Source organism: Marinobacter sp. (assembly GCF_048269445.1).
GTDB lineage: Bacteria > Pseudomonadota > Gammaproteobacteria > Pseudomonadales > Oleiphilaceae > Marinobacter.
Window position 1 is genome coordinate 254,628 of record NZ_JBLXIQ010000002.1, and the last position, 13,811, is coordinate 268,438.

Below are 13,811 nucleotides of genomic sequence, written 5' to 3' on the forward strand. Positions count from 1 at the left end.
AGAATCATGACATTATTAAGCAAAAGCGATCAGGAATCCGTTACTGCTGCCATCAACGAGGTGGAGCGGGAAACCGACGCCGAACTGGTCACCGTGCTGACGGCCCAGTCCGATAACTACAGCTATATTCCCCTGCTCTGGGCCGGCATCCTGGCGTTGCTGGTGCCGGGTATTGGTAATTACTTCGGCAGCTGGTTCGGTGCCGACATGCTGATGCTGGTGCAATGGGGCACGTTTATCCTGCTCAGCCTGCTGTTCCGGATTCCCCGCATCAACACCCACCTGATTCCCCGGCAGGTGCGTTACTGGCGGGCCTCCAACCTGGCGCGGCGGCAGTTCCTGGAGCAGAACCTGCACCACACTGAAGGCGCCACCGGCGTGCTGATTTTCGTTTCGGAAGCGGAACGCTATGTGGAGATCCTTGTGGATCAGGGCATTGCCGACGTGCTGGATAACTCGGTATGGGAAGACATCGTGGCGGACTTCACCGCGAAGGTGCGCCAAGGCCAGACCCGACAGGGCTTTCTTGACTGCATTGCTGCCTGCGGCAAGCTCCTGAAAGAGCATATGCCCGCCACCCACGAGCGCAACGAACTGCCCAATCACCTGATAATCCTGCCCTGACGGCAAGGGTCGCCAACACTATGGAGCGCCGGGACACTAACCCTGCGCTCAAGCCGGCATTGATGCGTGGTACCGGCGGGCTCGCTCGCTGGAAGCTGCCGGTATGTTCAGCACCAGCGACTGGGCGCCAGCTATAAGCCTGCAGTCTGGGGCAGAAACCGACGGTCCCAGACCCGCTCAGCGGCTTCAAACAGGCTATCCACCGTGAGCGCCAACAAGCCAATCAGAATGGCACCCTGCAGGACATAAGCCGTGTTACCGTTTACCAGACCGGCAATCACGGGGTCGCCAAGAGTGCGGGCACCAATGGTTGAACCAATGGCGGCGGTGGCAATATTGATGGTGACCGACGTTCGGATGCCGGCCAGGATCACCCTGCCCGCCAGTGGCAGTTCCACCTGCAGCAGTACCTGAAAGGGCGACATGCCCATGCCCAGCGCCGCCTGCCTTACCGTGTCATCAACCCCCTCAAGGCCCGCCAGGGTATTGCGCAGAATGGGCAGCAACCCATACAGAATCAGCGCCACAAGAATCGGCGCTTCACCAAATCCGAGCACTGGCACCGCCAGGGCGAGAACCGCCACCGGCGGAAACGTCTGGCCAATGGACGCGATCTGGCTCACCAGTGGCAGAAAATCCCGGCCAGCGGGACGGGTTGCGAAGATACCACCCGCAACCGCAGCGACAGTACCGACAAAGGCGGAAATAACCACCAGAAATAGGTGGTTCTGGAGCAGGGACAGGAAGCTCTCCCGCTCATAAATCACGTTCTGTTTGTCCGGCTGGACCCACTCGAACAACGGCTCCAGGGCCGGCATACCCGCACTCAAACCACACAGCAGCGCAGTCAGCAGAAAAGGTGGCAGCCAGATCCGCATCAGGCACCTTCCCCGATAATGCGTTCACGGGTGATGGTTCCGGTTTCCTGGCCATCGGCATTGAACACCGTTATCTGGTTGCAGTCCTGCCAGAGCATGATGGACAGGGCCACTCTCAGACTGTCGTCTTCCTTGAGGCCATCGGTGCCGGGTTCCGGTTGCCTGGGCTGCGGGTAACTCTGCATCAGATCACGCACGGTGCGCAGGCTCATCAGTTTCAGGCCCCGGTCCTGATTGCCCACGAGGTTCTCCACGAATTCAGACGCCGGCCGGCGGAGAATATTCTCCGGCGTGTCGTGCTGGATAATACGCCCCTGATCCATAACGGCAATCCGGGTTGCCAGCTTCAGGGCTTCGTCGATGTCGTGGGTCACAAACACGGTGGTTTTCCGCACCTGCCTCTGAATGCGCAGCATCTCCAGCTGCAGGTTTTCCCGCGTGATGGCATCCAGCGCGCCGAAAGGCTCGTCCATCAGCAAAATATTGGGGTTGGCCGCCAGCGCCCGGGCAACACCCACCCGCTGGGCCTGGCCGCCGGATAATTGCTGGGGATATTTGTTAGCGTGTGTGGCCGGGTCGAGATCCAGCAGCGTCAGCAATTCATGCACGCGCTCATCGATCCGCTCCCGGGGCCATTTCAGAAGCTGGGGCACCATGGCGATATTCCGGGCCACCGTCCAGTGCGGAAACAGCCCCGTGCCCTGGATAACATAGCCCATGTTCAACCGCAGCTGCTCCGGGTTCATGGTGGTAATATCCTCACCATCCACCAGAATCTCCCCCTCGCTGAGGGGCAACAACCGGTTGATCATCCGCAGGGTGGTGGACTTGCCACAGCCCGAGCTGCCCACCAGAACGCAGACTTCCCCGGTTTCGACCGTCAGGTTGATTCGATCCACGGCCACGGCATCACCGAAGCGACGGGTCACATTTTTCAGTTCGATCATCCGGACTCATCCTTTTCCTGTCAGGCCGTTGCCGGTATCGGCTTTAAACTGTCCGCAAGCATCGTGAGCAGCGCATCGGCCAGCAGCGCCAAGGCAATCGTCGGCAAGGCACCGAGCAGTACCAGATCCATCGCCGCCTGCCCCAGCCCCTGGAAGATAAAGCTGCCAAAACCGCCGGCCCCGATCAGCGCAGCCACCGCCGTCAGGCCGATGGCTTGAATCGTGGTAATGCGAACGCCCTCCACGATCACCGGCAGCGCAAGCGGCAGCTTGAGTTTGAAAAACAGCTGCCGCTCGTTCATTCCCATGCCCCGCCCCGCATCCGCCAGGGTTTCGGGTACTTCGGTAAGCGCGACAAAGGTATTGCGCACCATCGGCAGCAGGCTGTAGGCCACCAGCGCCAGCAAGGCCGGCGCCCAGCCAATGCCACGGATGCCCATGGCCTGAAGCGCGGGGAATGCAGCCGCCAGTGCGCTGAGCGGTGCAATCAGCAGCCCGAACACCGCCAGGCTGGGAATGGTCTGGAGAAAGCTGACGGCACCGAGGATGGGCCGGCGCCAAGCCGCGCTGCGAATCATCTTCAGGGCGAGCACAAACGCCAGACAGGCGCTGATGCTTACCGCACCGAACGCCAGCGCCAGATGTGTCCAGAGTGCTTGCTCAAACTTATCCGGCCGGGCGTTGAACTCCCGAACCAGGGACAGACTCTCCAGGCCGTCGCCCTGCAGGAACCACAGCCAGCTGCCACAAATAGCCGCCAGGATAAGCAGCTGAAGCCCTCGCCCACTCCCGAGGCGCCCGAGGATCTCGATCAGCATCAGGGACAACAGGAACAGCAGGCACCAAAAACCCGCACCAATGGACGAGCGCGAATAGGGGGCATTTTCCGGCAGATGCCGGCTTGCGAAGACCTCAAGCAGTAACGGCATCAGTGCCAATGAAAGGCCTACCAAAACCAGGAGCGGCAGGTATCGCCTGCGGACAGGCAGAAGAGACAGCAGAATACAGCCAGCCAGAATCACCGTGACCAGGCCAGCCCCTATCCCACCAACGGCCGACAACAGACCGTGCCCGGTCCCCGGGACAATCCGGTTGGGCTGGATGACACCCATATCCAGAAGCCAGACCAGCGCCAGGGCAAGCACCCCCAGCACAGGCAGGACACGGTTCGGGAGTGAATCCTGGGAAACGGAACTGAAAATCGACAAACCTCAGTCCTGGGCCAGGGAATCCAGATAATTCCGGGCGACCGTGTCTGCCGGCACACCGTTCACAGCAACCTGGCCGTTCAGGCGCTGCAGCGTTTCCAGATCCAGCGACTCGAAGATGGGAGTAAGAACCTCCCGGATCTGTGGGTAAGCTTCCAGCACTTCGCCCCGCACAATGGGCGCCGGCTGATAGACCGGCTGAACACCCGCAGTATCTTCCATCACTTTCAAATCGAGCGCATCCAGGCCGCCGTCGGTGCCGTAGGTCATGGCCCCGTTCACATCGTTGTTATTCAGCGCCGCCGCGCGGAGGGTGGCTGCCGTGTTGCCGCCCGAGAGAATCAGCAACTGGTCGGATTCCAGCTCAAAGCCATAGGCCTCCTGGAACGCCGGCAAGGCACTGGGGGACTCCACAAACTCGGCGCTGGCCGCAAACTTGAACTTGCCGCCCTCATTGATATACCGCGCCAGGTCTTCCAGTGTGGCCAGGTTGTGTTCCCGCGCCAGATCGCCCCGCACGCTCATGGCCCAGGTATTGTTGGCCTCTGCCGGTTCCAGCCAGACAATGTTGTGGGCCTCCTTATCAAGGCGAGCAGCGGCCTGGTAGGCCTTGTCGGCATCCTTCCAGATATCCCGCTCGGCCTGATCGTGGAAAAAGGCGGCGTTGCCGGTGTATTCCGGGTAGATATCGATTTCGCCGGCCTTGATGGCATTGCGGACAATGCTGGTGCCCCCAAGCTGGAGCCTGTTTTCAACCGGAATGCCGGCCGCTTCGAGGGACTGCAACACCATCTGCCCCAGCACCGAGCCTTCGGTATCAATCTTGGAAGACACCACCACCGGATCAGCAGCCAATACCGAGCCTGACATCACGAACGCTAACAATGCCGCTGTGCGGCGAATAAGGGTTATGGGAGTCACGGTCATTCCTCTGGTTTTTGGTTACCTATAACAGTCTAGAGGCCGCATCTACGAAGGCAAAGGCGAATTGGTCTTGCCCTGCAGAGCCACCTCCCGACCAATTCAAAACATGGACATGGGGATATCAGGATTGAATTCCAAAAACCCACCGGGTTAGGCTGTCTAGAAAACGAGCAGCATGGTAGTTGACGGCTATGGCACAGACCCTGGAAATAACCCGCGAACCGACCTCCACCGTAGCGCCCCTGAACCCGGAGAATGTGGCCCTGCTCGAGCGGGAAGGCTTGTCGCTCAAGCCGCTGGACCCTATCGGCGTTGAAATCTATGGCGCAGACGTGCGCAACCAGCTGCCAGAGCCGGCGATCAAGGCCCTGGAAGAGGAAATGGCAAATCGCGGGTTCATTGTTTTCAAGCACCAGGCCGGCCTCTCGCCCGAAGAACTGATTGATGCCTGCAAATGGTGGGGCGGCCGGGAGATCCATTCCACCCACGGTGTTCATCCCGCAACGCCCGGTCGCAACCGGCACATCTTCCGCTGCTCCAACGATGGCCGCCAGGGCATTCTCGGTGTCGGCCCCCAGTGGCACAACGACGGCAGTTTCGAGGCCGCCACCTTCTCCCACAGCGCCTACTACATGGCCCGGGCACCGGAGAACGGAGGCGGTACCCACTTCGCGCACCAGGGCGCCGCGTTTGATTCACTGCCGCCGGAAAAACAGGATCTCTGGGAACGCCTGGTGTCGGTGAACTCCGCATCCAGCGTGACCCACCCCGTGGTTCATACCCACCCGATTTCCGGCCGCAAAAGCGTGTGGCTGCACCTGGGCATGACCGGCGCCGTGCTCGAACGTCTGCCCGAAAAAGACCTGACACTCGACCAACTGAAAACTCTGCCCGCCCCCGCCGACAGCTTCCAGTTGCTGGACGAAACCGCCATGAAAGAGCTCTTCAACGATTACAACGACCTGTTGAACGACTCCTTCAAGGATGGCTACGGCATTCGCTACGAATACGACACCGGCGACTTGCTGTTTATCGACAACTGGGCTGTCGCCCACCGCGCCTCGCCCGAGGCGCACCTGCCGGCGGAGCAGCAAGGGCTGCGCATCATGGACCGGGTAACCATCAAGGCCCCGCGGAACCTTTCACCCCACTTTGGTTTGCCCCAGTACATCAATATGGCCGGCCCCCACCCGTTCAATAAAGACGGCGTGTGGCAGGCCGGCGGCGTGGGATTCCGCTGGAAAGACGACATACGCATGCAGAACTGAGCCACAGGTTTTGTCCGCCGATTCCTGCTACTGTTGAGGCTGGCTCACGAGGATCATGTTATGACCGAAGTACCTCAAAAACAGTCCGGAACCAGCGGCTATTCCTGGAAACTGTCTGCAATTGCATCCGTAGCGTCGCTGATTGGCGCCGTTGTTACCCTGGGTGAGGTATCACCCATCATTACCGGATTGATTCTGCTGGCCGCCGTTGGCTGGGGGTTTACCGCCAGAGACAACAAGCGGGCGGAGGAACAGGAACGGGAGGAAGTCTAGTTCGGGTTATGGCGCTATTCTGATCCGGAACATCATTCAGAGGTTTTTGGATGAGCCAGCCCATAGTCTATTGCCGCACACACCGCGGCAGCCTGCGCGGCATTGCATTGCTCGGGGGTTACACGGGGGCTATCGGGATAAACCTCAGTAGTGGTCCGGTAGGGAGCGCGGGTAATACCGGCGCACAGACCCCACTGCGTAAGCGGATACTCAATCACGCCCTGCGCGACCACCGGTGAGCCGAAGATCTCGCCGTTCTCATCAGCCGGCGCAATGTGCGTGATCTGCTCAACCGCCCTGATCAATGCCTGCTGGAATTCCGGCTGCGGGTTCTCGCTGTCGTCAACCACATAAAAGCCATCCGGAATCCCGGCCGGCTCGAACGGCTTGCCATCGCGGGCAGCCAGCGCTGGTCGAAACTCCGATTCGTCGGTATCGGTGGTCTCGTGGAGATCCACATGAATCAGTGCACGATCACGAACCGGCGCCACCAATCGCATGAGGGCGGCCGATTCCTCAGCCGGACTGCCCTCATGGAATGAACGGTTGGGGTCGATCGCATTACGGTTCCAGCGATGAATGCGCTCGTAGGCCCAGGGACTGACACAGGGGGCCACCAGCAGGTTCACGCGACCTGCATAATCCGCTGCGTGCTTATCAAGGAACTGCAGGGCGCCATGCACACCGCTGGTTTCGTAACCGTGAACGCCGCCCGTGATCAGTACCACCGGCAGATCATCATTCCAGTCCCGGCTGCGAATCGCCATCAGCGGATAGTAATCCGGACCGTAATCCAGAGCGCCGTACTCTTCCACGTCAAAGCGCGAGCGAAGGCGATCGATCACACTCAACACCTCGGACTCGTAGCTGCGCTGACGGGTCTGCCGTGGCAACCATTCGGCGCGTTCCGCGTCGCCCCACGGGGTGCCAGGAGTGCCGATTGGGTAGGATGTTGGAGCCGTGTTCATTTCGTTTTTTCTCCGGTGGTCGCCCGATAGGCCGGGAACGTAATTGAGCAGTTGGCACGCTAGCAAGTTCATCAGGATCTGGGAATGCCTTTTTGAAGGTGAACGCCTCCGAAGTCGGCCCATGCTCTCGCAGAATGGTCAGTTTTTGCGCGGGAAACTATTTTCACCTCTCTCCGGCACCGATCAGGCGGTCATTTCGTACCAGAAAACGCCCGTCGATCCGCAACGCCAACGGGTCCCCCGAGATGAGCGGCTGACCCTCTACCGCCGGTCGCTGCGCGTGAATGTGCAGGTGAGGTTCGGTACTGGCGCCAGAGTTGCCTACCTCCCCAAGCGGTGCCCCCGTCTCGACCCGCTCGCCGGCCCCCACCTTCAGGCTGCCCTGGCGCATGTGGGCCAGTACGATTTCAACACCATCACAGCGCAGGACGACATGGTTGCCCAGGCGGTTAATCGAGTCTTCTTGCGGCACTTGGAAGTCCGGCATGTTTCCTTCCGTCGCAACGACCCGCCCCGAGCAGGGCGCGCGCAACTGGGCACCAACAGAGCGAGTGACAGGACAACCGATACCCATGCCCATGGCCCTGCCGGCAACGCTGGCTGGCTTGAAAGCTTTTGGCGCAATTGGTAGGCAAAGACAATCGCCACCCAGAGCAGCCCGTAAACAGACGGTAACCACCAGGCTGGCAACGCCCATTGCGAAACCCGCGCCAGGGCAAAAATCAACGCGCCAATGCCCGCCGACTGACAAGCGAATCCCAGCAAATTGCCGGCAGGCTTTATAGCAAGCCATAACAAAAGTGCCAATGGCAGCACGATCTGGACAGCGATAATAAGGCCCATCATAGGCCGGTCCTCAAGGCTGGGGATCTTTTCAAAATCTGTATGTCCACGGGTTAATCCACGAAGCAGGACTTTTGGCTAGATGCCGATAGAGACACCATAATATCAGCTTGCAGGTGAAGCGATCACAGCTAAGGCCGAGCCTCAGGCGCGCTGTCAAGCGTCGCCTGCATGCTCCTGCTTGCCATCCGCTTTGAATCCTTCGTGGAAAGTGACAGTGCCTTGGGGAATATTCCCGTCGAAAGACATTGCGAGAAAAACTTCCGGTGGGACTCCCTCATGGACAAGTTCTGGAACGTTATCGAATCCGAACTTCTTGTAGTATTCCGGATGCCCTACGAGACAGCAGCCGCGAGCATGCATCTCCCTCAGTTGTGCCAATCCTTCGCGGATCAGGGCCTTGCCAATGCCCTGACGTTGGTATTCCGGCGAGACCGAAACAGGTCCAAGCCCGTACCAGTCCGGTGTGCCATCAGAAATGGTCACAGGCGAGAACGCAATATGACCAACGACCCGGCCATCCATCTCTGCCACCAGCGATACCGTGAGGGCCTTGGCGGCGCGTAGCGCCTCGATTATGAATTGCTCCGTGTGGTTGCTGATCTCCAGCGTATTAAAGGCAGCGATAGTCACTTCGCTGATTGCGCTGGCGTCGTCGCTTGTTTCATTCCTGATAGTGACATCGGGTTTCATGGGGCATTTTCCTTTGGCCAACTCTTGCAGCATGCGCGGCCGTCAGCCGCGTGCTGCTTTGACCTGTCATTGGCCAGAATCACAACACCCTGAACCCTGCTGAATTGGTGGGCATAGTTTCTGTTTTCCCATGGCCGCATTTTGGGCATTTGATTGTCGATTCCAGAATGATATCTACCATAACTATGCTCTCTTTTATGGGGCCAATTCTCGCTCAACCCCCATTTTCACTCGTTTTACATGGCGTAAAAACCAGCCGCAACCAGGTTTAACGCCATCATGATGAAATCTGTGATGAAGATAAAAAGCATCATGCCCTTAACCTGCCATACGCCACCACCCCTGCGATTTTGAATCGCAATCGGCACATTAAAAATAAACTGTGAGCCATGAGCAATGGCGAAGACGAACAGTAAGATCGACCTTTGGGCATCGCTCGGAAACTGGTCCAGGTTGGTTAACAACAGAATATTAAAAACAGCAAAAGCGAAATTGAAACCACCGAGAAACCGGCCCGATTCGGCCAGAATATCAAAGACGGGTGTATCCCTGTGTTCCCTGGGCACCATGATTTTCGCAAATATCCTGTGGCGAATTGAGAAGGCATGGAAGCCCATTGCAAACCAGACGGTGTTAACCAACAGAATCATTTCCAGCATAAAAGTGTTTCCCTACCTTGTTTTGTTGCGGTTGCCTGTATTGACGATTTGCCCGACCGGCTTTAATCTCCTTTGGCAACAGGTAATGCTTTTGTTTAGCCACACTCCGAAAGTTGTTCAGAGTTCACTCGAAGACCGGCCTCATAAAACTGCGCTCACAGCTGAGTACACAACGAGTTTCCTCGGCGAATTTATAGGGATCGATGACGTACTTCAGATAGCAGGTAACCACTTGAATTCCCTTTCAGTTGGCCTTGTAACGCCCGGCTCACGCGCCGGCTTGGAGGTCGGCCACCGTTTCCAGGGCCAGTCAGTGATCTTCGTACGGATCTCTTTTGCTGCCCGTTGGCTAATGGCTCCCATGAAGTACACTCCACGGCGACCCTGCCGATGCTGCCCACCCTTACAATAGACGATCTTCGTCTTCTCCGGATGCAGCGTCAGACCACAGGCTCTGAACCTTTCATCGAGGATGGCTTTAAGCGCTTGAGATTCTCGCTCACTGGAGCAGTGGCACACAATGTCGTCCGCATAGCGTTCGAACTGGATGCCGACCCAGCGCTTTTCTACCCAGCGATCAAAGACGTAGTGCAGGAACAGATTCGCCAGCAGCGGACTGATCACACCGCCCTGCGGAGTGCCCCAGTCCCGTGACTTGATGGAGCCATTCGCCAACTGAACCGGAGCGCTTAGCCAACGACGGACGTACAACTTCTGCCAGTCTTCCGTCACATGCCGATTCACCGCCTTCATTAACAAGCTGTGGTCGATGTTGTCGAAGAAGCCCTGGATATCCATATCCAACACCCAGGCTTTCTTCCAGCATTGGGCCTGAACTTGTTTCAACGCATCATGCGCCGATTTCCCAGGTCGATAGCCATAAGAATCTGGGTGGAAGTGCCGTTCCAGTTCCGGTTCGATTTGCAGCTTAACCACCGTCTGTGCAATACGGTCCGCTACGGTCGGAATGCCCAGAGGACGTGTTCCTCCCGTTGCTTTCTCAATATCTACACGTAATACCGGTGGCGGATGATAGCTTCCCGAGGATAAACGGTTCCAAAGCTTATAAAGGTTATTGCTGAGGTCTGCGTCAAAGTCTTCCAGACTCTGACGATCTACGCCGGCACTACCCCTGTTGGCCCGAACCCGTTTATAGGCCTGATACACCAGAGCCTTCGAGATGGTATACGGCTTTGTCGGGGCTACATGACTCCTCCCGGAAGTCGGTTGGCCATCTGAACTCGACGGGATAATTTGCCCCCTTCGCTCCACACCCATTACAGGTGTTTCAACACTACTACGGGACAATCCGTCCCTATGCCCAGCATCGGTACTCTCGCCTCGTGGGGTTACCACTTGTGCTTCTCCCTTAACATCAGGACGACAGGTTCTCATGTTCCATACTCAAGCCTGAACCCAGGTCATGCCGCCTCTATGCCGGCTGCCGCTACGCCCGTCACCAGTCCGCGTCGTAGCTCTTCCCGGAATTTCGCGGGGACTCCGGTTCTGACAGCAACATTCACCGTTTCGACACCTCATCGGCGGTTCTCCTTCGTTCATCTCCTTGGGCACTTACCTGACCACTCTTGGTGGCCTTTTCCCCTGTCGCTCACGACCCGCACTCTTAATGCGAGCCGCTCAGTTCACCAATTCGTGACCCATTGCAGCGAGGGGCTGGGGGTTATGACCGGCTCGTTACAGCAGGGCTTACCGAAGGACCTGTACGCCGAAGCGGTCCGGCGGGTGCAGGCGGCCGGGGGGCGCGCACTCGTCGACTCTCATGATGAACTTCTGCAGCATGCAATCGAAGCCCGGCCTTTCATGATCAAGACCAACCGTTTCGAACTGGAAGCCCTGGTCGGGCAGCCTCTGACCAATCATCAGGATATCGTTCGGGAAGCCCGTCGATTGCAGGAGCGGGGCGTGACCTGGGTATGCGTCTCCATGGGCGCTGAGGGTGTGTTGTTGGTGACCTCGTCCAGTGTCCTGAAGGCGGAAGCGCCTTCGGTTCCCGTGATCTCCACCGTCGGGGCCGGTGATTCGATGGTGGCCGGTACGGCGGGGCTACTGGCGCAGGGCGCATCTGAACGGGAGGCATTACGTGAAGGGATTGCCTGCAGCGCGGCAACGGTGATGCAGCCAGGAACGGAGTTGTTCAATAAGGAAACGGTCGACCGGCTCCGCGGTGAAGTTCGGGTTACACAGCTTTCGCTATGAACGGGCAAAACCGAAACGCCCCGTATCTGCGATACATCAGAGGGGTAACCCGAACCGATAAAACCCGCTTTCTCAAGCGGGAATGGCGGCAATGACCATAATTTCCACTTTCCATTCCGGTTTGGCCAGATTGCCTGTGACACAGGCACGAGCTGGGGTACGTCCTGGTGTAACCCAGGCATCCCAGGCCGTGTTCATTTCCTGGAACTCGGCCATGTCAGTTACCCAGATGGTCGCAGACAGGATGTGGGATTTATCAGTACCGGCCTTGGCCAGCAGTTGATCGATGCCTTCCAGAATCTGTTCGGTTTGTCCGCGCATGCCGGCACTGGCGTCATGAGCTACCTGGCCTGCCAGATAGGCCGTGTTGCCATGCACTACGACCTGACTCATACGCTGGTTGCTGTCGATGTAACGATCACTCATAAAATACACTCTTTCTAGTTGAATAAAGCGGGAAGCCCGCGCCATTAACCACAACGGAAGCCCTGCAAGAAGGCGGCAAGATTATCACCAAGGCTGTCAGTTGGATATCCGCCCTCCTGAACGATCACTTTCGGGCCTTTGACCTGCGCCAGGCGCTGGCCAATGCGGTAAAAATCCTCGGTTTCCAGCGTCATCCCAGCCAGGGGGTCATCCTTATGGGCATCAAGCCCGAGTGCGATGACGATGGCCTGAGGCTGAAATTCGGCAAGCGCTGACAACAGGCGCGACAGGGCCTGTAAAAAATCAATGCCATTGGCACCCAGTGCCAGAGGTACATTTCGGTTATACCCCTCGCCATCACCTTCCCCCACTTCATCCGCCGCACCCCAGTAAAAGGGGTAGAAATCCGCAGGGTCGACGTGGACCGATCCAGTCCAGACGTCGTTTCGTTGCCAAAAAATGTCCTGGGTTCCGTTGCCGTGATGGACATCGACATCGACGATGGCTACGCGCTCATAGCGCTCACGCAATACGGTGGCTGCCAGAGCCGAGTTGTTCAGGAAGCAGAAGCCGCCTGCCCGTTCCGGCCCGGCATGGTGGCCCGGCGGTCGACACAGAGCATAGCTGGCAACCTCGCCTTGCAGCACGGCATCCGCCGCTGCCTGTGCTGTTGTTGCACTGGCGAGAATGCCGGTATAACTTCCTTGATCCATCGGGCACGCCATATCATTCATGTGCCACCCTGCCTGGCCGATTATGTGGCGAGGGTAAAAACGGGCATAGCCACAAGGATGTACATTGGGAGCAACCACATCGGAAGCACCGGGCAGGGCCCGCCAACGCTCCACCACACTCTCAAGGAAGCTAAGATAGCGAGAGGTGTGAATACGCTTCAGCCGGTCCAGAAGTAGCGTATCCCTGGTAAGCGGTGGCAACAGAATCAGACTGGCACTCGTCGCTTCAATCGCCGCTTTCAGGCGCTCAGAGCGAACCGGTTGCTCTGGTGAGGGCGCAGGGTGACCACGGAGCAAAAAGTGCTTGGGGGCGTGAAACTTTTGCGTCTCATGGTAAAAACATTTCACGGTTCACCGCCTAGTGATTACCACCGAGGTGTTTACTCAGGAAGTTGCACGTTCGCTCCTGATCCGGATTACTGAAGAGCTTATCCGGGGTGCCTTCTTCAACGACCACCCCCCCATCCATAAACATGGCCCAGTCCGAAACATCGCGCGCAAATCCCATCTCGTGTGTCACGATCAACATGGTCATATGTTCTTCTGCCAGGCCGCGCATGACCCGGTTAACTTCTTCAACAAGCTCCGGATCCAGAGCTGACGTCGCCTCGTCAAACAGCATCACTTTGGGCTGCATCGCCAGCGCCCGGGCGATCGCCACCCTTTGCTTCTGGCCGCCCGACAACCAGTTGGGAAACACCTCGGCTTTCTCGGCAAGACCAACCCGGTTCAACAATTCCATGCCCAACTCCCGGGCAACGTTTTTATCCATACCTTTCAGCTTGCGTGGTGCCAGGGTCACGTTGTCGATCGTGGACAGGTGAGGAAAGAGATTGAAGTGTTGAAATACCATGCCCATGTTCTGGCGGATGTGGTTGATATGCCGCTCAAATGCCAGGCCTTTTTTATCGGGGCGGTTCACCTGGATACCATCGAGAAGAATCTCACCCTGGTCAATCACCTCCAGTTGGTTCACCGAGCGTAACAGCGTGCTCTTGCCGGAACCGGAAGGACCAATAATGGATATGATCTTTCCGCGATTTACCGTCAGGTTGATGCCCTTCAAAACTTCCAGATCGCCAAACCGCTTGTGCACGTTGCGGATTTCGACCATCGGAGTTTCGGTTTGATGTTCAGTGCTCATGGGTT

Annotated in this window: 16 protein-coding genes; 4 read left to right on the plus strand and 12 right to left on the minus strand. The window is 57.9% G+C overall.

Going from position 1 to position 13,811, the window contains the following annotated elements:
* Window positions 1-6 precede the first annotated feature (6 nt).
* Entirely contained in the window at window positions 7-624 is a 618-nt protein-coding gene (locus ACN0XM_RS04455; RefSeq protein ID WP_417565714.1) for a TPM domain-containing protein, read from the plus strand.
* Window positions 625-755: 131 nt separating this feature from the next.
* Here the strand turns inward: ACN0XM_RS04455 and ACN0XM_RS04460 are convergent, their stop codons facing one another.
* The 4 genes from ACN0XM_RS04460 to ACN0XM_RS04475 are packed head-to-tail and all read right to left on the minus strand — an operon-like array spanning window position 756 to window position 4,527.
* Window positions 756-1,502 (minus strand): ABC transporter permease, encoded by a 747-nt coding sequence (locus ACN0XM_RS04460; protein WP_417565715.1) that lies wholly within the window; start codon window positions 1,500-1,502, stop codon window positions 756-758.
* Entirely contained in the window at window positions 1,502-2,449 is a 948-nt protein-coding gene (locus tag ACN0XM_RS04465) for an ABC transporter ATP-binding protein (RefSeq protein ID WP_417565716.1), read from the minus strand. Before ACN0XM_RS04465 ends, ACN0XM_RS04460 begins: the two co-directional genes overlap by 1 nt.
* 20 nt (window positions 2,450-2,469) lie before the next feature.
* A complete protein-coding gene (locus tag ACN0XM_RS04470; protein WP_417565717.1) occupies window positions 2,470-3,657 on the minus strand; it encodes an ABC transporter permease in 1,188 nt (395 codons plus the stop codon).
* Window positions 3,658-3,660: 3 nt separating this feature from the next.
* The gene (locus tag ACN0XM_RS04475) at window positions 3,661-4,527 is read right to left on the minus strand and encodes an ABC transporter substrate-binding protein (protein ID WP_417566065.1); all 867 of its coding nucleotides are present in this window, start codon (window positions 4,525-4,527) and stop codon (window positions 3,661-3,663) included.
* A 245-nt stretch (window positions 4,528-4,772) separates the two neighbouring features.
* Between ACN0XM_RS04475 and ACN0XM_RS04480 the strand changes: the two genes are divergently transcribed.
* Window positions 4,773-5,849: a TauD/TfdA dioxygenase family protein gene (locus ACN0XM_RS04480; RefSeq protein ID WP_417565718.1), complete on the plus strand. Its 1,077-nt coding sequence runs from the start codon at window positions 4,773-4,775 to the stop codon at window positions 5,847-5,849.
* A gap of 60 nt (window positions 5,850-5,909) precedes the next feature.
* On the plus strand, window positions 5,910-6,122 hold the full coding sequence (locus tag ACN0XM_RS04485) for a hypothetical protein (protein WP_417565719.1): 213 nt from the start codon (window positions 5,910-5,912) through the stop codon (window positions 6,120-6,122).
* Window positions 6,123-6,154: 32 nt separating this feature from the next.
* Here ACN0XM_RS04485 and ACN0XM_RS04490 read toward each other — a convergent pair whose 3' ends face one another.
* The 5 genes from ACN0XM_RS04490 to ltrA all read right to left on the minus strand — a co-directional run bounded on the left by ACN0XM_RS04490 (window position 6,155) and on the right by ltrA (window position 10,452).
* On the minus strand, window positions 6,155-7,090 hold the full coding sequence (locus ACN0XM_RS04490) for a M14 family metallocarboxypeptidase (RefSeq protein ID WP_417565720.1): 936 nt from the start codon (window positions 7,088-7,090) through the stop codon (window positions 6,155-6,157).
* Between the two features lie 163 nt (window positions 7,091-7,253).
* Window positions 7,254-7,787 carry a peptidoglycan DD-metalloendopeptidase family protein gene (locus ACN0XM_RS04495; protein ID WP_417565721.1) on the minus strand — a complete coding sequence of 178 codons (534 nt, stop codon included), beginning with the start codon at window positions 7,785-7,787 and terminating at the stop codon, window positions 7,254-7,256.
* A 302-nt stretch (window positions 7,788-8,089) separates the two neighbouring features.
* The gene (locus tag ACN0XM_RS04500) at window positions 8,090-8,626 is read right to left on the minus strand and encodes a GNAT family N-acetyltransferase (protein WP_417565722.1); all 537 of its coding nucleotides are present in this window, start codon (window positions 8,624-8,626) and stop codon (window positions 8,090-8,092) included.
* Window positions 8,627-8,862: 236 nt separating this feature from the next.
* A complete protein-coding gene (locus ACN0XM_RS04505; protein WP_417565723.1) occupies window positions 8,863-9,285 on the minus strand; it encodes a hypothetical protein in 423 nt (140 codons plus the stop codon).
* Window positions 9,286-9,498: 213 nt separating this feature from the next.
* A complete protein-coding gene (gene ltrA, locus ACN0XM_RS04510; protein ID WP_417565724.1) occupies window positions 9,499-10,452 on the minus strand; it encodes a group II intron reverse transcriptase/maturase in 954 nt (317 codons plus the stop codon).
* A 516-nt stretch (window positions 10,453-10,968) separates the two neighbouring features.
* Here ltrA and ACN0XM_RS04515 point away from each other — a divergent pair.
* Complete coding sequence (locus ACN0XM_RS04515; RefSeq protein WP_417565725.1) at window positions 10,969-11,502, plus strand: 1-phosphofructokinase family hexose kinase; 534 nt, start codon at window positions 10,969-10,971, stop codon at window positions 11,500-11,502.
* A 72-nt stretch (window positions 11,503-11,574) separates the two neighbouring features.
* Here ACN0XM_RS04515 and ACN0XM_RS04520 read toward each other — a convergent pair whose 3' ends face one another.
* The 3 genes from ACN0XM_RS04520 to ACN0XM_RS04530 are packed head-to-tail and all read right to left on the minus strand — an operon-like array spanning window position 11,575 to window position 13,806.
* A complete protein-coding gene (locus tag ACN0XM_RS04520; RefSeq protein ID WP_048495639.1) occupies window positions 11,575-11,928 on the minus strand; it encodes a RidA family protein in 354 nt (117 codons plus the stop codon).
* 44 nt (window positions 11,929-11,972) lie between these two features.
* Window positions 11,973-13,010: a histone deacetylase family protein gene (locus tag ACN0XM_RS04525; RefSeq protein WP_417565726.1), complete on the minus strand. Its 1,038-nt coding sequence runs from the start codon at window positions 13,008-13,010 to the stop codon at window positions 11,973-11,975.
* A 10-nt stretch (window positions 13,011-13,020) separates the two neighbouring features.
* Entirely contained in the window at window positions 13,021-13,806 is a 786-nt protein-coding gene (locus tag ACN0XM_RS04530; protein ID WP_417565727.1) for an amino acid ABC transporter ATP-binding protein, read from the minus strand.
* Between the last annotated feature and the right edge of the window lie 5 nt (window positions 13,807-13,811).

Excerpts from the sequence above, each read along its gene's own strand:
- ACN0XM_RS04500 (WP_417565722.1), bottom strand. The coding sequence starts at position 8,626 with ATGAAACCCGATGTCACTATCAGGAATGAAACAAGCGACGACGCCAGC.
- ACN0XM_RS04515 (WP_417565725.1), top strand. The coding sequence starts at position 10,969 with ATGACCGGCTCGTTACAGCAGGGCTTACCGAAGGACCTGTACGCCGAA.
- ACN0XM_RS04520 (WP_048495639.1), bottom strand. The coding sequence starts at position 11,928 with ATGAGTGATCGTTACATCGACAGCAACCAGCGTATGAGTCAGGTCGTA.
- ACN0XM_RS04530 (WP_417565727.1), bottom strand. The coding sequence starts at position 13,806 with ATGAGCACTGAACATCAAACCGAAACTCCGATGGTCGAAATCCGCAAC.
- ACN0XM_RS04485 (WP_417565719.1), top strand. The coding sequence starts at position 5,910 with ATGACCGAAGTACCTCAAAAACAGTCCGGAACCAGCGGCTATTCCTGG.
- ACN0XM_RS04490 (WP_417565720.1), bottom strand. The coding sequence starts at position 7,090 with ATGAACACGGCTCCAACATCCTACCCAATCGGCACTCCTGGCACCCCG.
- ACN0XM_RS04460 (WP_417565715.1), bottom strand. The coding sequence starts at position 1,502 with ATGCGGATCTGGCTGCCACCTTTTCTGCTGACTGCGCTGCTGTGTGGT.
- ACN0XM_RS04455 (WP_417565714.1), top strand. The coding sequence starts at position 7 with ATGACATTATTAAGCAAAAGCGATCAGGAATCCGTTACTGCTGCCATC.
- ACN0XM_RS04505 (WP_417565723.1), bottom strand. The coding sequence starts at position 9,285 with ATGCTGGAAATGATTCTGTTGGTTAACACCGTCTGGTTTGCAATGGGC.
- ACN0XM_RS04475 (WP_417566065.1), bottom strand. The coding sequence starts at position 4,527 with ATGTCAGGCTCGGTATTGGCTGCTGATCCGGTGGTGGTGTCTTCCAAG.
- ACN0XM_RS04480 (WP_417565718.1), top strand. The coding sequence starts at position 4,773 with ATGGCACAGACCCTGGAAATAACCCGCGAACCGACCTCCACCGTAGCG.
- ACN0XM_RS04465 (WP_417565716.1), bottom strand. The coding sequence starts at position 2,449 with ATGATCGAACTGAAAAATGTGACCCGTCGCTTCGGTGATGCCGTGGCC.
- ACN0XM_RS04495 (WP_417565721.1), bottom strand. The coding sequence starts at position 7,787 with ATGGGCGTTGCCAGCCTGGTGGTTACCGTCTGTTTACGGGCTGCTCTG.